The organism is Parapedobacter soli (genome assembly GCF_025460835.1).
Taxonomy (GTDB): Bacteria; Bacteroidota; Bacteroidia; order Sphingobacteriales; family Sphingobacteriaceae; genus Parapedobacter; species Parapedobacter soli.
Map to the genome: position 1 here is coordinate 55,549 of NZ_JAMXAY010000013.1, position 15,339 is coordinate 70,887.

General features: G+C 47.5%; 35 protein-coding genes. 22 read left to right on the forward strand and 13 right to left on the reverse strand.

Annotation, left to right across the window (positions count from 1 at the left end; translation table 11 throughout):
* Genes NGM62_RS07780 through NGM62_RS07825 form a run of 10 tightly spaced genes read right to left on the reverse strand, consistent with a single transcriptional unit; the run spans nucleotide 1 to nucleotide 5,227 of the window.
* Nucleotides 1-270 carry a hypothetical protein gene (locus NGM62_RS07780; protein ID WP_262246955.1) on the reverse strand — a complete coding sequence of 90 codons (270 nt, stop codon included), beginning with the start codon at nucleotides 268-270 and terminating at the stop codon, nucleotides 1-3.
* On the reverse strand, nucleotides 195-734 hold the full coding sequence (locus tag NGM62_RS07785; protein WP_262246956.1) for a hypothetical protein: 540 nt from the start codon (nucleotides 732-734) through the stop codon (nucleotides 195-197). Before NGM62_RS07785 ends, NGM62_RS07780 begins: the two co-directional genes overlap by 76 nt.
* 49 nt (nucleotides 735-783) lie before the next feature.
* Nucleotides 784-1,296: a hypothetical protein gene (locus tag NGM62_RS07790; protein WP_262246957.1), complete on the reverse strand. Its 513-nt coding sequence runs from the start codon at nucleotides 1,294-1,296 to the stop codon at nucleotides 784-786.
* Nucleotides 1,297-1,327: 31 nt separating this feature from the next.
* A complete protein-coding gene (locus NGM62_RS07795) occupies nucleotides 1,328-1,714 on the reverse strand; it encodes a hypothetical protein (protein ID WP_262246958.1) in 387 nt (128 codons plus the stop codon).
* Complete coding sequence (locus NGM62_RS07800; RefSeq protein ID WP_262246959.1) at nucleotides 1,711-2,160, reverse strand: hypothetical protein; 450 nt, start codon at nucleotides 2,158-2,160, stop codon at nucleotides 1,711-1,713. Before NGM62_RS07800 ends, NGM62_RS07795 begins: the two co-directional genes overlap by 4 nt.
* Entirely contained in the window at nucleotides 2,157-2,516 is a 360-nt protein-coding gene (locus NGM62_RS07805; protein ID WP_262246960.1) for a hypothetical protein, read from the reverse strand. Before NGM62_RS07805 ends, NGM62_RS07800 begins: the two co-directional genes overlap by 4 nt.
* Nucleotides 2,497-2,820 carry a DUF6706 family protein gene (locus NGM62_RS07810; RefSeq protein ID WP_262246961.1) on the reverse strand — a complete coding sequence of 108 codons (324 nt, stop codon included), beginning with the start codon at nucleotides 2,818-2,820 and terminating at the stop codon, nucleotides 2,497-2,499. Before NGM62_RS07810 ends, NGM62_RS07805 begins: the two co-directional genes overlap by 20 nt.
* A gap of 2 nt (nucleotides 2,821-2,822) precedes the next feature.
* A complete protein-coding gene (locus NGM62_RS07815; protein ID WP_262246962.1) occupies nucleotides 2,823-3,926 on the reverse strand; it encodes a hypothetical protein in 1,104 nt (367 codons plus the stop codon).
* A 12-nt stretch (nucleotides 3,927-3,938) separates the two neighbouring features.
* Nucleotides 3,939-4,487: a hypothetical protein gene (locus tag NGM62_RS07820; protein ID WP_262246963.1), complete on the reverse strand. Its 549-nt coding sequence runs from the start codon at nucleotides 4,485-4,487 to the stop codon at nucleotides 3,939-3,941.
* A gap of 59 nt (nucleotides 4,488-4,546) precedes the next feature.
* Nucleotides 4,547-5,227: a hypothetical protein gene (locus NGM62_RS07825; protein WP_262246964.1), complete on the reverse strand. Its 681-nt coding sequence runs from the start codon at nucleotides 5,225-5,227 to the stop codon at nucleotides 4,547-4,549.
* 399 nt (nucleotides 5,228-5,626) lie between these two features.
* Here NGM62_RS07825 and NGM62_RS07830 point away from each other — a divergent pair, with 399 nt between their 5' ends.
* The 18 genes from NGM62_RS07830 (at nucleotide 5,627) to NGM62_RS07915 (ending at nucleotide 12,231) form a co-directional block, all read left to right on the forward strand.
* A complete protein-coding gene (locus NGM62_RS07830; protein ID WP_262246965.1) occupies nucleotides 5,627-5,980 on the forward strand; it encodes a hypothetical protein in 354 nt (117 codons plus the stop codon).
* Between the two features lie 73 nt (nucleotides 5,981-6,053).
* A complete protein-coding gene (locus NGM62_RS07835) occupies nucleotides 6,054-6,452 on the forward strand; it encodes a DUF3268 family zinc-finger domain-containing protein (protein WP_262246966.1) in 399 nt (132 codons plus the stop codon).
* 11 nt (nucleotides 6,453-6,463) lie between these two features.
* A complete protein-coding gene (locus NGM62_RS07840; RefSeq protein WP_262246967.1) occupies nucleotides 6,464-6,589 on the forward strand; it encodes a hypothetical protein in 126 nt (41 codons plus the stop codon).
* Complete coding sequence (locus NGM62_RS07845) at nucleotides 6,586-6,924, forward strand: hypothetical protein (RefSeq protein ID WP_262246968.1); 339 nt, start codon at nucleotides 6,586-6,588, stop codon at nucleotides 6,922-6,924. Before NGM62_RS07840 ends, NGM62_RS07845 begins: the two co-directional genes overlap by 4 nt.
* A gap of 187 nt (nucleotides 6,925-7,111) precedes the next feature.
* On the forward strand, nucleotides 7,112-7,462 hold the full coding sequence (locus NGM62_RS07850; protein ID WP_262246969.1) for a hypothetical protein: 351 nt from the start codon (nucleotides 7,112-7,114) through the stop codon (nucleotides 7,460-7,462).
* Complete coding sequence (locus NGM62_RS07855; protein WP_262246970.1) at nucleotides 7,455-7,907, forward strand: YopX family protein; 453 nt, start codon at nucleotides 7,455-7,457, stop codon at nucleotides 7,905-7,907. Before NGM62_RS07850 ends, NGM62_RS07855 begins: the two co-directional genes overlap by 8 nt.
* Nucleotides 7,908-7,911: 4 nt before the next feature.
* Nucleotides 7,912-8,082, forward strand: a complete 171-nt coding sequence (locus NGM62_RS07860; protein ID WP_262246971.1) for a putative quorum-sensing-regulated virulence factor — start codon at nucleotides 7,912-7,914, stop codon at nucleotides 8,080-8,082.
* Nucleotides 8,079-8,312, forward strand: coding sequence for a hypothetical protein (locus NGM62_RS07865; protein WP_262246972.1), 234 nt, complete (start codon nucleotides 8,079-8,081; stop codon nucleotides 8,310-8,312). The genes NGM62_RS07860 and NGM62_RS07865 overlap by 4 nt, the downstream gene beginning before the upstream one ends.
* A gap of 8 nt (nucleotides 8,313-8,320) precedes the next feature.
* The gene (locus NGM62_RS07870) at nucleotides 8,321-8,623 is read left to right on the forward strand and encodes a hypothetical protein (RefSeq protein ID WP_262246973.1); all 303 of its coding nucleotides are present in this window, start codon (nucleotides 8,321-8,323) and stop codon (nucleotides 8,621-8,623) included.
* A gap of 1 nt (nucleotide 8,624) precedes the next feature.
* Entirely contained in the window at nucleotides 8,625-9,203 is a 579-nt protein-coding gene (locus tag NGM62_RS07875; protein ID WP_262246974.1) for a hypothetical protein, read from the forward strand.
* Nucleotides 9,204-9,294: 91 nt separating this feature from the next.
* Entirely contained in the window at nucleotides 9,295-9,720 is a 426-nt protein-coding gene (locus tag NGM62_RS07880) for a hypothetical protein (RefSeq protein ID WP_262246975.1), read from the forward strand.
* A complete protein-coding gene (locus NGM62_RS07885; RefSeq protein ID WP_262246976.1) occupies nucleotides 9,717-10,013 on the forward strand; it encodes a hypothetical protein in 297 nt (98 codons plus the stop codon). The genes NGM62_RS07880 and NGM62_RS07885 overlap by 4 nt, the downstream gene beginning before the upstream one ends.
* Entirely contained in the window at nucleotides 10,010-10,255 is a 246-nt protein-coding gene (locus NGM62_RS07890) for a hypothetical protein (RefSeq protein ID WP_262246977.1), read from the forward strand. Before NGM62_RS07885 ends, NGM62_RS07890 begins: the two co-directional genes overlap by 4 nt.
* The gene (locus NGM62_RS07895) at nucleotides 10,252-10,542 is read left to right on the forward strand and encodes a hypothetical protein (RefSeq protein WP_262246978.1); all 291 of its coding nucleotides are present in this window, start codon (nucleotides 10,252-10,254) and stop codon (nucleotides 10,540-10,542) included. The genes NGM62_RS07890 and NGM62_RS07895 overlap by 4 nt, the downstream gene beginning before the upstream one ends.
* Complete coding sequence (locus NGM62_RS07900; RefSeq protein WP_262246979.1) at nucleotides 10,532-10,963, forward strand: hypothetical protein; 432 nt, start codon at nucleotides 10,532-10,534, stop codon at nucleotides 10,961-10,963. Before NGM62_RS07895 ends, NGM62_RS07900 begins: the two co-directional genes overlap by 11 nt.
* Entirely contained in the window at nucleotides 10,963-11,451 is a 489-nt protein-coding gene (locus tag NGM62_RS07905) for a hypothetical protein (RefSeq protein WP_262246980.1), read from the forward strand. Before NGM62_RS07900 ends, NGM62_RS07905 begins: the two co-directional genes overlap by 1 nt.
* The gene (locus NGM62_RS07910; protein ID WP_262246981.1) at nucleotides 11,448-11,870 is read left to right on the forward strand and encodes an HNH endonuclease; all 423 of its coding nucleotides are present in this window, start codon (nucleotides 11,448-11,450) and stop codon (nucleotides 11,868-11,870) included. Before NGM62_RS07905 ends, NGM62_RS07910 begins: the two co-directional genes overlap by 4 nt.
* On the forward strand, nucleotides 11,857-12,231 hold the full coding sequence (locus tag NGM62_RS07915; protein ID WP_262246983.1) for a hypothetical protein: 375 nt from the start codon (nucleotides 11,857-11,859) through the stop codon (nucleotides 12,229-12,231). The genes NGM62_RS07910 and NGM62_RS07915 overlap by 14 nt, the downstream gene beginning before the upstream one ends.
* Nucleotides 12,232-12,267: 36 nt before the next feature.
* On the opposite strand, the gene NGM62_RS07920 is transcribed toward NGM62_RS07915, so the two are convergent.
* A complete protein-coding gene (locus NGM62_RS07920; RefSeq protein ID WP_262246984.1) occupies nucleotides 12,268-12,471 on the reverse strand; it encodes a YodC family protein in 204 nt (67 codons plus the stop codon).
* A gap of 292 nt (nucleotides 12,472-12,763) precedes the next feature.
* On the opposite strand from NGM62_RS07920, the gene NGM62_RS07925 reads away from it, so the two are divergent.
* The gene (locus NGM62_RS07925; protein WP_262246985.1) at nucleotides 12,764-13,030 is read left to right on the forward strand and encodes a type IV toxin-antitoxin system AbiEi family antitoxin domain-containing protein; all 267 of its coding nucleotides are present in this window, start codon (nucleotides 12,764-12,766) and stop codon (nucleotides 13,028-13,030) included.
* A gap of 42 nt (nucleotides 13,031-13,072) precedes the next feature.
* On the opposite strand, the gene NGM62_RS07930 is transcribed toward NGM62_RS07925, so the two are convergent.
* Nucleotides 13,073-13,345, reverse strand: coding sequence for a hypothetical protein (locus tag NGM62_RS07930; RefSeq protein WP_262246986.1), 273 nt, complete (start codon nucleotides 13,343-13,345; stop codon nucleotides 13,073-13,075).
* 131 nt (nucleotides 13,346-13,476) lie between these two features.
* Between NGM62_RS07930 and NGM62_RS07935 the strand changes: the two genes are divergently transcribed.
* Nucleotides 13,477-13,722, forward strand: coding sequence for a hypothetical protein (locus NGM62_RS07935; protein ID WP_262246987.1), 246 nt, complete (start codon nucleotides 13,477-13,479; stop codon nucleotides 13,720-13,722).
* Between the two features lie 22 nt (nucleotides 13,723-13,744).
* Here NGM62_RS07935 and NGM62_RS07940 read toward each other — a convergent pair whose 3' ends face one another.
* A complete protein-coding gene (locus NGM62_RS07940) occupies nucleotides 13,745-14,332 on the reverse strand; it encodes a hypothetical protein (protein WP_262246988.1) in 588 nt (195 codons plus the stop codon).
* A 105-nt stretch (nucleotides 14,333-14,437) separates the two neighbouring features.
* On the opposite strand from NGM62_RS07940, the gene NGM62_RS07945 reads away from it, so the two are divergent.
* Both NGM62_RS07945 and NGM62_RS07950 read left to right on the forward strand, forming a co-directional pair.
* On the forward strand, nucleotides 14,438-14,650 hold the full coding sequence (locus NGM62_RS07945; protein WP_262246989.1) for a hypothetical protein: 213 nt from the start codon (nucleotides 14,438-14,440) through the stop codon (nucleotides 14,648-14,650).
* Between the two features lie 3 nt (nucleotides 14,651-14,653).
* Nucleotides 14,654-15,334, forward strand: coding sequence for a hypothetical protein (locus NGM62_RS07950; RefSeq protein WP_262246990.1), 681 nt, complete (start codon nucleotides 14,654-14,656; stop codon nucleotides 15,332-15,334).
* The last annotated feature ends 5 nt before the right edge of the window (nucleotides 15,335-15,339 follow it).

The following is a 15,339-nucleotide window of genomic DNA, read 5'->3' on the forward strand; positions in this document are numbered from 1 at the left end:
TTATAGGTTGGCGTTGAACGCCATGAATCTTTCGTAGTCAGTTTTTGGTGCCGCACCACCGTTGTCTTCATCGTACTCGTAGACCGGCTGATCGACAAGCATCTTGTGCAGCTGCATCCACGATATGCCCCAAAGCATGTATTGCATGGTCCACCCGAAATGCGCACACACCTGCGCCCGGTGGCCCTGCGGGCTTAATCCGCCTTTTGTTTTTCCTCTACCAGGCCTGCTTTGGGATTCGTTGTCCTTGGCATCGCGCCGGATATCCACCTGATAGAGTTGATAAAATCCCCGGCATTCATTAGCTGCCGGATGATGAGTGCTAGCTGATTCAGCTTGGAAGGCTTCACGCGTCGCAGGAAGTAGTTTGTGTACCGATTGATCAAAGGACGGTTCACAAATCCGCGATACGGGGTTACCTCAACCCAGCACCGGCCATTGAGCACGGTAATGGCGACAATACGCGCCATGCGTCTGGCAGACCGATGGACGATCCTGTTGCTCTCCTGAATCGGATTGGCGTCCAGCGCATCGGTATCGATCTCCATCTTGATGAACTCATCCGCAAGCAGGTCCAGCGTGCCGGTATAGGGTTCGGTGATCGTGAATACACGTTTTTTCCGTATCCACCTTTCCAACCCGCGCGTTTCAACCTCGAAGTCCATGCCCTTACCGATCAGTGAATCGATGTTGCGCTGCTCGGCGGCCAATTGGTCAAACTCCTTTTTTTCCATATTGAATTAGAGAGATAAAAGGGGCGCGAAATGCGCCCCATAGTCAGTTCTATCCCGCCGGTGCCACTTCGATGATCTCCATCACCTTCACGCCTTCTTTCGTCGGCTTCAAGATGTCCACAGCGATCTCAAGCAGCAACTCCTGATCAGCACCCAGCCCACCGTTGAGTTTACCCAACAGCGACACCTTGTTGTACTGTATCTGCTTGAATCCCTGCTTGGGAGTGATTCGGAGTGTGCACTCGTATTCAACGGCGTCATCTTCCGAATAAACCTTTCCGCCACCAGCGGTGTCAACGGTTCCGCCACGTGTCTTTGAAAGTGCATCCGCATCCGGATCCGCCAGACTAAGCAGCACCCGTCGGGCACCGGCCGTCTTGAAAGCAGCTAGTGGAGTCGATGTTTCCTCCACCTCCACGTTCTTCACCGTGGCATCATCTTCCTGGAAGGAAAACGTACCCTTTGATGTGAATCCGAGCGAGGTAAATACGGTACCCGGCCCGCCATCACCTGCCAAGGGTGCGACCTCTACTTTTTCGAGGCCAATTGTTACTAAACCCATTTCTTTATGATTTTAGTGGTAAATAATTCTGTTAACTATTGTAGTACAGCTTGAACTGTACACGGATGCTCATAAAATAGCCCTGCGTCCCTTCCCTCTTCATCGGGCCGGCGATATTGGTGATCAGCAAGTGGTAGTCGTTGCGGACGTAATGCGCTTTAATGATACCTGCCACAACATCTGTCACCGATTTGAACCACACGTGGTTCGGCATGATACCCGGATCATGGATGTTGACATAGCCGATACCGGTCTGGAATCCTTCGTTGTCCACCGTTGTGCTCACGCAGACGATGTTCTGATTGGTGGAGTTCGCCGGCATCTCATCCTTGTACACCGCGCCGTTGATCAGCGTGGTGACGCCGGAAACGTTAACCAACCCGTAAAGGATCGCTGTTGTGTCCAGTGTCGTCCTCATGCCGCCCATTTGTTAATCTGTTCCGTCACGGAACGCATGTACTTATCCAGTTCGTTTTCCGCTTCGATCTCAGCGCCATCCAGCACGTCATAACCCCTTGTCTGCACGGCAAGTGCGTAATACATCCCCGCAACCACGATCAGCGCAAAGCCCCTGCTCGGCACCTTACTGGCCGCGTGCTTTTCGCCTTCTGATGTACCTACCGACCCGCCCAGCACCTGCTTGAAATTTCGCTCCAGTAACCGTCCGTCGTGATAGATGGCATAGCCAACGGAGCTGCGCAGATTGCCGGTCTGGTCCATATACGTGTTGAGGCTACGGGCATAGGCAACCGCCTTCTCCCCTACGATCCGAAGACCCCGCAAATAGATTCGATACAGCTTGTCGGCAAAGTTTTGCCTCAAAGCCTTGCGTATATCGTTCCTATTGAAAGTCGGCTGTATCATACCCAGATCCTGCAATGGAATTCATCCCTACTGAACCGCTTTACCGTTCCCTCCAACCTCACCTTGCTACCGTGGTTTATCCTCACCCGGTCACCCCGGCTGAGATCGGGCACGTCAAGCTCGCAATAAACCACCGACCCGAACTCCAGCACCTCTCCATCCACCACCGTCATTTTCACCCCCTTATCATTGGGCTGGTCGCGGCAATCCGTTTCCAGCGACGTGGCGTTGAGCCAGTCGGTGCTTTCGCTCGGATTGACCCAGTTGCCGTCGGCGTCCTGGTAAGGATCACCTGAGGTGATATATTGGAGCTTATGTGGGTATTGCACGGACATGTCACCAGCGGTTTGAAGCATCGTACACTTTCGGTTGCGGCGCCAGCTTATTCTCTTCACCGAGTTCGTCGCAAAGCATCCCGTAATAGGCTATAATCCCGTCCATATTGTGCTTTTTCGAGAAATCCCCTTGGGAGATATCAGGTTCGAGCAGCAACTCGGGAATTACAGACACGATCACGCGCTTTGCAATGATGTAAGAAGACGGTGTAAGCCCGCCGTCAGGGTCGCCACCCAGCTCGTCGAGCCTCACCGTCAGTTCATCGTCCTCGATTTGGAGTTTGAACTTTCGCAGCTTCTTCTTTATGAACTCTGCCAGTGTCACAGCTAAGATTCTTTCTCGTCCACCCTGAGGATTGCGAAATCGTTCTTGCCGTTGAACACAGGCACCGCATTCATTTCGTACTCGACGAAACGGCCCTCTTCCCGGCGATAGCTGGAGATGAGGTTTTCCTCATACACGCTGTAGACCTTATTGGGATGCGGATCCTTGGATTCCAACGCATCCTTCACCATGAGCTTGGCCACGGTGGAGGCGGTGCGGAAAACGACCCGGTTGTCCTTGAAGGCATTCACCGGCGCGGTGTTGGTACCGGGCAACGTGATGAACACATCCACGATCTCGATAGGCGGCAAACCGATCACCTTGAAGTAGCCGTTCAGCATTTCCTGACTGACGATACCGGATGGGGTAACCCGTCCTTTCGGCACGTCGACGGTGAAGCCTGCTTTGATTTTCGCCGACTCCAGCACCAGCTGTGCGGTTACGAAATTCATCTGCAACTTGGTTACCATCTTACCCTTCGCACGCAGTGCCAATACGATGTACTGGAATACGGCAACGGGATCGGAGTTCGCCTTATCGCTGAACAGAACATCCGTCGAGCGCAGCTTGTACGTCGGGATCTTGAGGTCAAGTTCCCACTGGATGCCGTCCGGGTTATTGGCCAGCGTCACCTCATACTTGCCGTCTGACAGACCGTTGTAGAACAGTAGATCAAGACGCTTGTGCGGCGCGATCACGGCCGGCTCATACATGTTGAAGAGGAACTTCAACACCTTCTGCCATTCCGCCGCCTTCCTTTCATTGGTGAAATTCTTGGCGCGGTCGCGGTAGCGTCCCTCCAGCATCATGAGTGTATCCAGGCGCTCGTTATCGAGCTGCCAGCGATCCCCCATGCGACCGATCGTGCCTGTGATCGACCCAAGGTTGGGCATCTCACGGAGCGGTTTGTCGGCATTTTTCGCGATGAACGAACCTGCCTGTGCGGCCGCATATTCACCGACGAATTCATTGTAAGCCCCAGAAGCCGTAGGCTCCGTGTCCATCTCTTTTTTCCACTCGGGCTTATAAGTGGAAATCTTCATCTGCTCTTGGATGAAGGCATCGAAGTTTTTTTCCTTCGAAATTTCCGTCAAAATTGTTTTCATTGCTCCAGTGGTTTACGGGATGAATAAAAAGCGCACGGTCAAGGATTCCTTGATCGCGGCGGTTATCGGATACGGGAGACGGCTTTCGCGCACCTCATCAGCTGCATAGATGCCTGACACGGAAGGCTGGCCTTCCAATTTGACATCCGCATAGTTGAGCACGCTAGCAGTAACCAGCGCTTTGTTGTCGCCAGCTTCGGTGGATTCCGTAAGCACGGTATCTATCGGCTGGGCGCCTAAGGCGGCATCGATGGTGATCTTGTCGGTCGTGTCATCCTCAGACTCGATCGCCGTGATGGTGGAAGCCTTCGTACCGTTGCCGATGTGGTTGCCGACAATGAAAAGGTGACCCTTCTTGACGAGGATCTCGGTTGCGCCGGCACCCAGTGCAGCGGTAAGCTTTACCGTCTTTACCGGTTTCGCGTTACGTGTGCTCCAGTCAATCGACAACGGCGTGCCCTGCTTGACGTATTCTACGCTGCGGGGAAAGTCGTTGGGATTGATGTTGAAGCCACCCGAATGCACGCGGACGGTCTTCTGATTCCACAACTCTGTGCGCATCGGACCGGCCTCTGTTACTTCATATTTCATTTGTTGAAGTTTTTACGTGATAAATGGGGTTAATTCTCCTTTGGGACAGCGGTAGCGGCGGCGGCCTTCAAGTTGGTGATGAAGTCGGATTCGCCGTCAGAATTGCTTACGAACGGGCTTTCCGCCCCCTCTCCCAGCTTCTGGTCGGCAAACTTCTGCTTCAATGCCCCCCATGATTTCTCCACCTTTTCGGCGAATGCGTCCGCATCCTCCTCGCTGTCGAATGTCCTCCCGTCGAGTTGGTCCTTGATGTAGTCCTCATCCACCTTTTTCTCTTTCAATGCATCGGTGATGCGTTGATTGAGGGTTTTGGCGGTTTTCTCGGCTTTGAAGGCTTCGAGTTCCTTGGTAGCATTGTCGAGCTTCTCGACCAGCCCCTTGGCCCACGCTGGCACCTTCTCATCATCATCTCCCCCCTTGTCGTTTGGATCTTCATTTTTGGGTTTGGTATTGCCGTCACCCCCTTCCGGCTTCTTCTCTGCTTTGGCTTTCTTTACGGCGTCCGTGACACGGCTGTCAACTTCACCCTGAATGCTGGTCAATGCTTCAACGACCCCGTCGGAAGAAACAACGGTTTCGATCTCTGACTCCTCTTTAGTGGTTATCGCCAGCATTGCAGCGATCCCCAGAAGTGCTTTTTCACCCAACCCCTTTTCCTTGATTACCGAGGCGTGCTTGGTTTTGAGTGCAGCTAAGATTTTTTCTTTCATTTTTAAATAAATGAGTTTAACTAATCAACCATCAAAGCTATTTCTATAATCTATTAGATTATTTTATTTGTCATAATATCACATTAAAACACTGGTATACAATTATTTATGAAGTTTTAAATGTATTAGTTTATTTTTTACTTTTTTTTATCAAAGTATATTTTGATATTTGCCTACGTCGTCCGGGTATCGCAGCAACAACCCTTAGCCGGGCGACAAGAAGCAAGGCAACTAAAAGTATTGGCAATGAGAAGATTACAAGTGCGGGTTTCCACCGCAAAGATTTCCATGATTTAGGTTTAGGTTGATTATGCAACACGTTCGCAGTGATGCGCGTGGGTTGCGGCCGGGGGTTTCCCAATACTCCCCCGGTTATTTATACCGTACAAAATTCCTTTTATGAATACACAGCAAGACAAATTCGAATTGTGGTGCATTGTTGAACTGTTCGGCCATTCCAAAATCGCCGGGCTGTGCACCGAACAAAACATCGCAGGCACCAATATGCTACGCGTCGATGTACCTGATACGGCCAGCAATCCTCCGTTCAGTCGATTCTTTAATCACGCAGCGATATACGCTATTAACCCAGTCACGGAAGAGGTCGCGCGGTTCGTCGCGGAAAAGCTGAACAACAAGCCGATCGATAGCTGGGATATCCGCCAGTTTACTGAAAAGCAACTACAATTGAAGGTTGCTAATCAACCGACTGAGGTTGATTACGAAGATGATGATGACGATCATCCATATTGATTAGATGCGGATGTTGTGGTTTTGCGTAGGACAACGGGAAAGACTGCAAGCGGGTGGAAGGCCCGATTTTACAATGGAAACACTGACTCTAAAGCCTAACGTTCAACTCGTCAACAAAGGATTGATTTGCCCCTATTGCGGGGGTCGGACTACCCTATCACCCGGCCGGAAGTACACGGCCAAAGATGGATTGGTTTGGGTTTGCGAGCCTTGTTTCGCGTGGACTGGTGTGTTTAAAGGCACGACGGTAGCCAATGGCAGGGTAGCGAATAAAGAGTTGAGGGAAGCGCGCTGGTATGTGAACTACTATTTCTCACCGTTTTGGACGGAAGGCCACATGACCAAATGGCAAGCCTTCAAATGGCTTGCTGGCAAACTACGCATCCCTCAAAAGGATTGCCGCCTCGGTTGGCTGGACCTCAAACAGTGCAATAAGGTCATCGAGGTGAGCAGGAAATTTTTGAACCACTAAAAACCAAAATTATGAAAGTACAAGATAAATACGAGCGTGATCACCAATTGATGCACAAAGTGTTCATCGGTGGTCTGTTATTCGTCGGCCTCGGACTGGCCGGCATTGTTGGATCTATTATCATGCTATGCAAATGACAGTTTTCAGAAAAGTATTAGTCAAGGAGCGGAAGCCGCAAACTGACACACCGGTTATCGGCGGTTGGGACCATGATCAAACCGGAAGTATCGTCGTAGAGATGCATGATAATGGCTATTGGTTTTTATCGAATAAAGAGCTTGGCCCAGCGGACTGCGACGAGCCGGATTGGTGGCTGGAAGAAATCGAAACACCAACCCATCAAGAGGTTATTGTCGAGGCAAACCGGCAGGCGCCAGCTCCTGCAGGCGATGTCTACAGTGCCGGTTACAATGAAGGGTTTCGTCGATGCGGCGAATGGATATTGAATCGCATAAAGTACAAGATACCATGAAAAGAGGCCGCAAAATATTGCTTTGGCTAGCCCTGATCGGGTATTACCCTTTCTACATCGTAGGCGCCCTTCTCATAAGCACCAGCATAATAATCCGCTGCGTGGGCCTCCTACTCACAATGGACACACACTACGCCAAACGCGAATTCGAACCAGTTAAAAGAGCATTCAAAAAGACTTTTGGGATATGAATAAACTAACAATCGAACACCTCGCGCCTTATCTTCCGTATGGGTTGGAAATGACATCACATGGCCGAATGTATCATCTTAACGGATTTATAATTGAATCTGCTATATGCGTTCAGGACAAGCCCATCCTGCGCCCACTCTCCCAACTAACACAAGAAATTGAATGTAACGGGCAAAAGTTTGTTCCATCTAAAGCATTATCAATGTGGAATTTAGAAGAGATCACAGTTCAGGATATTCCTCACATCCCTGTTAACCTGTATGAATTACTTTTAAAGTGGCATTTCGATGTATTCGGTCTTATTGAGGCTGGGCTGGCTATTGAGAAAGGAGTAACAAATGACTAGAGAGATATTATTCCGCGGCAAGCGGACAACAAACGGCCAATTGGTGGAGGGATTCTACATTGAACGGCATAATATCAAGGAGATATTAACCCAGTCAGGCACGGTACCCGTCATTCCAGCGACAGTAGGCCAGTACACCGGCAAGAACTGTACGGTAACAGGCGAAAAGATATTCACCCACGACATCGTGAGAGATTACCGGGGCGACACATACCACGTGGTGTACGACGCTCACTACGCAGCATTTATGCTAAAGTCATCGCTAACCTATTCAGGCTCGAGACGCATGGAAGGGAGCTACGAAAGAGTAGGCAACATCTTCGACGACCCGTTTATCGAGCCTGAACCGCAAGGAAGGGAGCAACCATCTAGGACACCGTCCTCGGAAAGCTTCAGTCGAAGAAACCAAAAGGAAGCAATGAAAGGATTAACCAATAAACAGTAAAGGTATGATGTCAGACGCATCACTCATGCCGTTCGGCATACACAAAGGCAAACGGCTTATCGACGTTCCCGCCAAATACCTGATTTGGCTCTACGAGGAAAACAAATGCCACGGGCCACTGAAAGACTATATCGAGGATAATATGGACGCATTGAAAAAGGAGATAAAAAGATGAATGAAGATTTAGCAAAATCATGGGAAGGTAAAGAGCCCGCTCCTATTGAGTACCTGCACTGCCGATTGCTGAACCACTTCCATGAATATCGGCTTTCCCTAACAAACGATACAACCGTTACTATTAACGGCGTGGAGTTCAATAAGTTAATAGCCAAAGCCAAAACGGAAACATACGAAAAGTATGAAAAATTGGATTTGAGACGAACGATCAATAAATCTGAACTATGACTATGACTATGACTATGAAATTTGAAATCGAGTACACCGGACACATTACCATCGAAGCTAAGGACAAGTACGATGCTGATCGGATTTTCGCGGAACATCACCAAAATCTTGGTGACCCGAAATCGTACACTGAAATAGAAACGTCCGATGAGGTTAACATCGTGGGCCAAAGCTATGAGGTAATCGGTTATTGCGAAATCAGCGGGAAATCAATATTCGAAGGCGACGACTTCGGGTTTGATGATGAGGGTGTGATGTGGTTAAAGAGCGAGGAAGATAAACCCATTACAAATCCTAAAATAGCGAAATAAGATGATACTATCATTCTCACAGAAATGGCCCGCGTCCATGGGTGAATGGGCGGGGGAGCCGAATTACTTCATATACAAGATATGGGAACACCTATTCGACCAAGTTGATTTCAAGGAGTTCGCAGCCTGTGCTAGTGACCATTTGTTGAGGTTTGGAAACCATTGGGATATTCCTGTGGACACGGTGAAGCCTAAACTGCACACCATCCGCCACGACCCGCACGATCGCTGGAAACCCGGCATGAAGATCCATCCGGTCATCAACAACCGAACGAAGAACTACTTCCAGTTCGCGCCCGAGTTCTTGTGCGTTTCCACGCAGCAGGTCGACATAATCGATTCGGCCTACACCAAGGATTATGCTGGCATAAGTATCGAGTACAGCCACCGGCACAAGGATGGTGGCGTCGAGGAGTACGTCAAGCATTGGGAGGTCGTCGTGGATGGCGTGTCGCTAAAAAGCACACAGATCGAGGAACTGGCCGTCAATGATGGGTTTGATTCCGTAGAACAGTTCTTCACCTGGTTCAACGCCCCGATGCGCTATAAGTTGATCCACTGGACATCGATGCGGTACTGATGGCTTACTTCCAACTACCAACAATTCACCTGGTCATAGGCGGCGTAATACTCGCCGTTTGGGCTGTACAATCGATAAGGAGGAAAAATTAATGGCAATACTCAATTATACAACGAAGGTTGATCCGGTTAAGACGATCAATGAAATAACCAATTGCCTCGTCAAGCATGGCGCTAAGAAGATCATGGCGGACTATGACGACAACGGTACGCCGATCGCCATCACCTTTATGATCAATATCACGGATGAAGCGATATTCTATTCGCTGCCGGCCAACTTCCGAGGCGTTTTGAAAGCCATGGAAAAGGATAAAACAGTCCCTCCACGCCTACGCAATGAGTTGCAGGCTAAAAGGGTAGCATGGCGCATAGTCAAGGATTGGATCGAGGCTCAGATGGCCATCGTTGAAGCCAACATAGCCGATATGGCGGAAGTGTTCCTGCCCTATGCAGTGACGAAATCCGGCAATACGTTGTACAATGAGATTAAGTCAAACCCAAAATTACTGCAGCTATGACGAAAGAAACCGCTATTGCCATTAATAAGCATGTCATTGCCTGGGCAATGTTCCATAATGGTATCACTCCGGATGAACCGGAACCGATAATATACAGCCTTCGGCAAATGCTGGAGGCGTCAGACAAGATCCACCAACTGAATGCAGCTGCATCTTTGAAAGGTGGCCACGTTACTCGGTATCTGACGGTCGATGACCGTTTGATCGCCGCTCTTTACGTTGCCGCCAACTATGAACATAATCAACAGAGCATTATCCAGCATGGTCGGAAATACATATTCGTACAGGAATGACAAGGCAACAGCTTATTCGCGGCGTTGAGCTGGAAGACCTCATCGTCGATTTGGAAAACCAATTGGCCACTATTAAAGTCGCAACAGAACTGAAAGACGATTTAAATGTCGTCGATGGTAACCGAATCTTGGGCTTTAAAATTGAAAAGAAACACGTCGACTTCGACGCGCTTAAGGCGTCATCGATGGCGATCATCACCGCAAAGCTGGATTCGGCTAGAAAGGAGTTTGAAGCATTATGACAGACGACGACCGCATTCTGAAAGAGTTCCTGGAGGAACATTTTGATTTCTACACATTGAAGAAAGCAGGCTTTTTCCCAAAAGAAATCAAGAAACGGGACATTCATGCCCAGGCGGAACGCATCTGTAAGTTTTTCGGTTACAAAACAGTATTTGAGTACGGAGCAAAGGCAACATATGCCCATATCTCCTACGCGCCCGGACATCGACCACTACACGTGAATGAAAAGGGTGAATTGAAAGAAGCTCCATTCATGGAGAAATTCGGAGGTATTTATGATGACTAATAAAGAAGCAAAGCAAAAGGCTATACGCGAGGCGTGGGAAGCCGAAGGATTTATTTGGAACGAAGTAAGTCAGTACCTGGATGAATTCGGCGACATGACGTTGCAAAACCCTGAACTAAAGGCTAAGATTACAGGCTATGACAGTGCGGTCTCAAGACGCGCGCTGAAAGGTATCACATTAACCGGCAATGGACTTTGGCTGCGCTTGGAAAGACTGATAGGCGTTTCTAACAACAACGGATGGAACCGCATCGACGGCCCTGACACACTACCTAGTAATATCGGGCAATACACTGTATTAGGCAAGTCAGGTAAAATCGAAAAATGGTCATTTTTCAGCAGCCCTCCACACATCGACTTCTGGCTTGAATACTTCACTCACTGGCGGACTGTTGTTGAGTTGCCAAAACCAATCTATTAATGATGATCAGACAAACCACAGGATACGGGTGCGGCATGTACGCGGTGGCAAACGCGCTCGATTCGCTAGGTTTCGTCACCGATAGGCGACTGGAGGCCTCTAAGACAGGTAACACCATCCCACAGCTAAACAGGTGGCTGGCTGAAGATTGGGAGCCGTATGGCCTCGACGTGCTGTACTATGACCATTTCGGCGAAAAACTTCCCGATGCTCACCTCAGCTATAAGACAGATACCGCCGGTGCCCTGCTACCGATACTTTTGGAAGTGGAATCGAGTAACAAGATATCTCACATGGTTGGTGGCCGTCTGGACCACGAAGGCAAATTGCTATTAATGGATAGTCTCGAAAAGTTTCCGCGCCTAACGACGCTCAAATATGTCAACGACAACGTATACAGCAAAGTGAGGGGCGTGTTCGCGTTCACGTATTTAGATGGAGGTCAATGGATGGTTCTGCAACCTAAGAACGAGGAGGTTTCCGGATGAAACTCACCAAAACCCAACGCGAAGAGATTCGGATGAAGTACGGAGGCCGCTGCGCCTATTGCGGGTGTGAGCTCGGCCAGCGTTGGCATGCTGATCACCTTATCCCCATCCGGCGGTCGGAACGCAATATGCGCGAATATAACGGCAATCTTGTCCGTGACGCGTGGGGCAAGATTAAAACGGAGAAGTATATTATCAACCCCGAAGCCGATTGCATAGACAACATGATGCCGTCATGTGCTTCGTGCAATATCCTGAAGAACAGCCTACCCCTGGAATCGTTCCGTAGCGTGATTTCTGGGTTTATCACAAGTCTGAATCGAGACATCAACCAGTACAAAATCTCCAAACGTTACGGGCTGGTCCAGGAAACAGGAATCGAGGTTAAATTTTATTTTGAGACATATGAAAGCAAGTGAATTGAGGTTAGGAAATCTTTTTCAAGACCGTGAAGGCCGTCTATGCCAGGTTGAGGCGGTATACAGCGATATAAATAGCTGTGAAATTAGGGCGATTAATAGCAGTATCACATCAATGCCGGTTAAGGAAATCCCGCTCAATGACGAGTGGCTTGCTAGGCTTGGTTTCAAGCCACGAGGCGGGCCAGGAGGCTCACTTATATGTGATAAGGTATCCATAAGCCCACAAGGCGAAACCCATTTAGTTTGGCTTCACACTGGCACCTTCGCAATGACGTTAATCGAAATTGAAGTGAAAGCGGTCCACCAGCTGCAAAATTTGTTTTTTGCGCTTATAGGGAAAGAATTGGAGGTGAAATAACGCGCCATTAATGATATATATGGCGCGTCTTTCCAACTACTCGGCTACCGAATGTATTAAATCAATATGGAATTTTTCAGTTTTCATTTCACTGCCTTCAAACCATGTTGCAAATACGGTGACGCGCTTCTCCTGTTCGTCGACGAATGGATCATCATCTCGTAAAAATGCACTAATAGTCATTTTGGGACCGCCGGATTTTAATTGCACGACGTCACCTTTTTTAAATTTCCTTTCCATAGCATTGAGATTTATTAAATGATTGAAAACAAATATAGATAAAACATTAACATGTCACGCTGCCGATTCATATACGATGAACAGACCAGGAAAAAGGTATTAATACCCGGATGCTATGGTTCGCTCCATAGAGACGATTTAAGCTGCTGCACGTGCAACGGATTGCATTCATTCAAGCAGTATGAACGCAAGGAATTCAACGACGAAGTGAGGCAACTAAGACAGGAACGCGACGCGCTGTTGAAAGAAAACAATCAGTTACATAGGATTATCCAAAAATTATCGAAACGCCATGAAGTCAACGCACAAACAACGACTGATCGTTGACTACATCCGGGAGCACGGAACCATCACCGTCGAGCAATGCCAGTCGGTGCCAGGAGTTAACACCTACTATTGCAACGGAGCCAAGCATTGCGGAAACCTGTTACGGACGATGCACAAAAGCGGGCTGTTGGAGCGGCTCAAGAAAGGAACGTATCAGATACCGACTGCCGGCCGGCTACGCCCAACTACCAAAGCGCGACCTTTTGACGCCAAACAACAATCACTGTTCTGATATGTGGAAATCGTCAAAAAATGGATATCGGATAATTCTCGATTACTTTACCTTCCTGTCAATAATATCTTTGATATATGTTCTGACAAATTCAGGAAAACGAGACTGGATATGTTCAAGTCGGAACATGTATGCATGTTGGGCTGGAAGCTGATCTTTTTGTTGTACAAGAAATAGGTTGGCGATAAATTCATTACTCACGTCGGATCGGCCTTTTTCAGGATAATGCTTAATAATCAATTCTCTATTCGATGAAACGAATTCCAAAAAATCCTTGTACTCGGCCTCTGATAGCTTCAAGTGGTCATTACTCATGGTACTTTTTTTAACCAATGCTTCATTGCATTATATCACAAATATCGTGATTAAGACCGGATGTATTTCGCGAGGGTGTAATAGCACAACCATCGTGATCAAAAAAACACCTTTTAAATAGATAAATCAATATGAGCACATTCAATTTAGATTACGAGTACAACCTCTACCTATCCCGTGTGGGACTGGACAAAAAGAAGATGGACAAGTCGCACCGGCGCGAGACGAAACGAGCGTTCATGGCTGGAGCTGGGGCGTTGCTGGCCATGATGAATCAGGTCAAGGACCTTCCGGAATCGGATGCCCTGGCCGTCACCGGTCGCGTGATGCATGACGTCAAAGAATTCTGGATGAGGGAGGCGACTAATAGCAATTAAGTTTGTATAGAGTTGCTAAAGATTACGGCTTCTTTACCACCAACATCGGTTTCATAACGTTAATCAAATTATTGAACAAGTCTGTGCGATGCTGCTTCAATAAAGCAACTAATTGTGCGTCCGTCTGTTGTTTAGCTGTTTCAAGCGAGTGGAGGGTTGGGTGCCCGTTAAAAGGATGAACTTCAATCGATTCGTAATTATATAAAGCATCAATTGCTTTTTTCAATTCATCCGTTAGCTCGAAACAAGTTTCAATGATTCCTATCGTCTCAAATATTTCCTTTTCGATTTTAGTGATTTCTAAGATAAGTGATATCGCTGAGTCATAATTATATCTTGCATCCTCCCTGTCTTGAGGTTCATGGGAAAAATTTATAAACCTATAATCATAATACTCCGCCAGTATTTTTTTTTCGTAATGAGTACGCAAGGTTTGCGTCCAGGGATTCTTTAGAGCCATCAGTTTTGAATAACTTAATCTTTGATTCTCAAATGTTTTTTGCTTTTCGAATAATAAGTAAGAATTGCGATGTGACAATAAGTTTCCCACCCAAATACCAATCAATGTGACTGCTGAGGTAATTAAAACTAGTATAATTTCTTTGGCCATAACGGTTAATTTAAAGGATACAGCAATGATAATACAAACTTACCCAAGATCAAAATATTTTCGAGACAACACTTTGATTTCTCAAAGTTTTTTCTTTACTTTTGTGTGATGGAGATAGAAGGCACAAAGGAAGCGTTTAACAAGCTGCTGGAGGTCCCGGCATTGTACAAGTACCTGGACGTCGATACGTCCACTGTAGCGAACTGGAAGCGGTACATGAGGGAAGGAAAGCTCATCTCCACCGACAAGATGGAAGAGATGTTGTTGAAGTTCGGGGCGAAGGTTAAACAGGAAAAGGTTTGGGAGATTAACCTTTAAAATATGGAAGCAAAAATTAAGAGAATGACGTTTGAACACAAGAGTCTATCGGATTTTCTAAGCGTGCCTGATGGTACTTATTACCATGAAAAGTTAGTGCCAGGATCCCCTTATAAAGTTAAAGAAATGCCTGATAAAGATGGTTTTTTGCCGTTACACCAAGCATTTAAGAAAGAGGATATACCCCAGCATCATCTACTCAAAGAAAACCCTGACGGGTCTTTATCATCCGATAAAGGCGATGTTTTCCGTCCGAATTATAAACTGGCCGAAAGTGATGATGATCGGCTCAGGCTAATCGATGGGCATCTTTCAGAATCGGGCAGCACAGACTTGCGGCTGTTTGCGGAAGATGTTTTATTGATTGAAATAGAGCAGCTATTTAAAAAAATTAGGTCCACTGGGCTACGAAATTTAGGAAAAGAGGTGGAATGTCTCCGGAACTACCAAAGTTGGATTATGAGTGTTGTGGTCGATTACGAACCAGAAGTGAAGGAAATTTTGTTGCGCTTCCCGGACGGGGTCGAGAAATATACCACCAATAAGTATTTCAGGAAAAGTGTTGACGATATAGCCCATGGCAAAAAAGATGAATATCAAACAATTGCCTATTTGTGTGATAAATTTGCAGAAACAGACAAAAACCTCAAATCAATAGAGCGTCGTTTGAAAGATTTTAAGTAACTACG

Excerpts from the sequence above, each read along its gene's own strand:
- NGM62_RS07785 (WP_262246956.1), bottom strand. The coding sequence starts at position 734 with ATGGAAAAAAAGGAGTTTGACCAATTGGCCGCCGAGCAGCGCAACATC.
- NGM62_RS07790 (WP_262246957.1), bottom strand. The coding sequence starts at position 1,296 with ATGGGTTTAGTAACAATTGGCCTCGAAAAAGTAGAGGTCGCACCCTTG.
- NGM62_RS07795 (WP_262246958.1), bottom strand. The coding sequence starts at position 1,714 with ATGAGGACGACACTGGACACAACAGCGATCCTTTACGGGTTGGTTAAC.
- NGM62_RS07800 (WP_262246959.1), bottom strand. The coding sequence starts at position 2,160 with ATGATACAGCCGACTTTCAATAGGAACGATATACGCAAGGCTTTGAGG.
- NGM62_RS07805 (WP_262246960.1), bottom strand. The coding sequence starts at position 2,516 with ATGCTTCAAACCGCTGGTGACATGTCCGTGCAATACCCACATAAGCTC.
- NGM62_RS07815 (WP_262246962.1), bottom strand. The coding sequence starts at position 3,926 with ATGAAAACAATTTTGACGGAAATTTCGAAGGAAAAAAACTTCGATGCC.
- NGM62_RS07820 (WP_262246963.1), bottom strand. The coding sequence starts at position 4,487 with ATGCGCACAGAGTTGTGGAATCAGAAGACCGTCCGCGTGCATTCGGGT.
- NGM62_RS07825 (WP_262246964.1), bottom strand. The coding sequence starts at position 5,227 with ATGAAAGAAAAAATCTTAGCTGCACTCAAAACCAAGCACGCCTCGGTA.
- NGM62_RS07830 (WP_262246965.1), top strand. The coding sequence starts at position 5,627 with ATGAATACACAGCAAGACAAATTCGAATTGTGGTGCATTGTTGAACTG.
- NGM62_RS07835 (WP_262246966.1), top strand. The coding sequence starts at position 6,054 with ATGGAAACACTGACTCTAAAGCCTAACGTTCAACTCGTCAACAAAGGA.
- NGM62_RS07840 (WP_262246967.1), top strand. The coding sequence starts at position 6,464 with ATGAAAGTACAAGATAAATACGAGCGTGATCACCAATTGATGCACAAA.
- NGM62_RS07845 (WP_262246968.1), top strand. The coding sequence starts at position 6,586 with ATGACAGTTTTCAGAAAAGTATTAGTCAAGGAGCGGAAGCCGCAAACT.
- NGM62_RS07850 (WP_262246969.1), top strand. The coding sequence starts at position 7,112 with ATGAATAAACTAACAATCGAACACCTCGCGCCTTATCTTCCGTATGGG.
- NGM62_RS07855 (WP_262246970.1), top strand. The coding sequence starts at position 7,455 with ATGACTAGAGAGATATTATTCCGCGGCAAGCGGACAACAAACGGCCAA.
- NGM62_RS07860 (WP_262246971.1), top strand. The coding sequence starts at position 7,912 with ATGATGTCAGACGCATCACTCATGCCGTTCGGCATACACAAAGGCAAA.
- NGM62_RS07865 (WP_262246972.1), top strand. The coding sequence starts at position 8,079 with ATGAATGAAGATTTAGCAAAATCATGGGAAGGTAAAGAGCCCGCTCCT.
- NGM62_RS07870 (WP_262246973.1), top strand. The coding sequence starts at position 8,321 with ATGACTATGAAATTTGAAATCGAGTACACCGGACACATTACCATCGAA.
- NGM62_RS07875 (WP_262246974.1), top strand. The coding sequence starts at position 8,625 with ATGATACTATCATTCTCACAGAAATGGCCCGCGTCCATGGGTGAATGG.
- NGM62_RS07880 (WP_262246975.1), top strand. The coding sequence starts at position 9,295 with ATGGCAATACTCAATTATACAACGAAGGTTGATCCGGTTAAGACGATC.
- NGM62_RS07885 (WP_262246976.1), top strand. The coding sequence starts at position 9,717 with ATGACGAAAGAAACCGCTATTGCCATTAATAAGCATGTCATTGCCTGG.
- NGM62_RS07890 (WP_262246977.1), top strand. The coding sequence starts at position 10,010 with ATGACAAGGCAACAGCTTATTCGCGGCGTTGAGCTGGAAGACCTCATC.
- NGM62_RS07895 (WP_262246978.1), top strand. The coding sequence starts at position 10,252 with ATGACAGACGACGACCGCATTCTGAAAGAGTTCCTGGAGGAACATTTT.
- NGM62_RS07900 (WP_262246979.1), top strand. The coding sequence starts at position 10,532 with ATGATGACTAATAAAGAAGCAAAGCAAAAGGCTATACGCGAGGCGTGG.
- NGM62_RS07905 (WP_262246980.1), top strand. The coding sequence starts at position 10,963 with ATGATGATCAGACAAACCACAGGATACGGGTGCGGCATGTACGCGGTG.
- NGM62_RS07910 (WP_262246981.1), top strand. The coding sequence starts at position 11,448 with ATGAAACTCACCAAAACCCAACGCGAAGAGATTCGGATGAAGTACGGA.
- NGM62_RS07915 (WP_262246983.1), top strand. The coding sequence starts at position 11,857 with ATGAAAGCAAGTGAATTGAGGTTAGGAAATCTTTTTCAAGACCGTGAA.
- NGM62_RS07920 (WP_262246984.1), bottom strand. The coding sequence starts at position 12,471 with ATGGAAAGGAAATTTAAAAAAGGTGACGTCGTGCAATTAAAATCCGGC.
- NGM62_RS07925 (WP_262246985.1), top strand. The coding sequence starts at position 12,764 with ATGAAGTCAACGCACAAACAACGACTGATCGTTGACTACATCCGGGAG.
- NGM62_RS07930 (WP_262246986.1), bottom strand. The coding sequence starts at position 13,345 with ATGAGTAATGACCACTTGAAGCTATCAGAGGCCGAGTACAAGGATTTT.
- NGM62_RS07935 (WP_262246987.1), top strand. The coding sequence starts at position 13,477 with ATGAGCACATTCAATTTAGATTACGAGTACAACCTCTACCTATCCCGT.
- NGM62_RS07940 (WP_262246988.1), bottom strand. The coding sequence starts at position 14,332 with ATGGCCAAAGAAATTATACTAGTTTTAATTACCTCAGCAGTCACATTG.
- NGM62_RS07950 (WP_262246990.1), top strand. The coding sequence starts at position 14,654 with ATGGAAGCAAAAATTAAGAGAATGACGTTTGAACACAAGAGTCTATCG.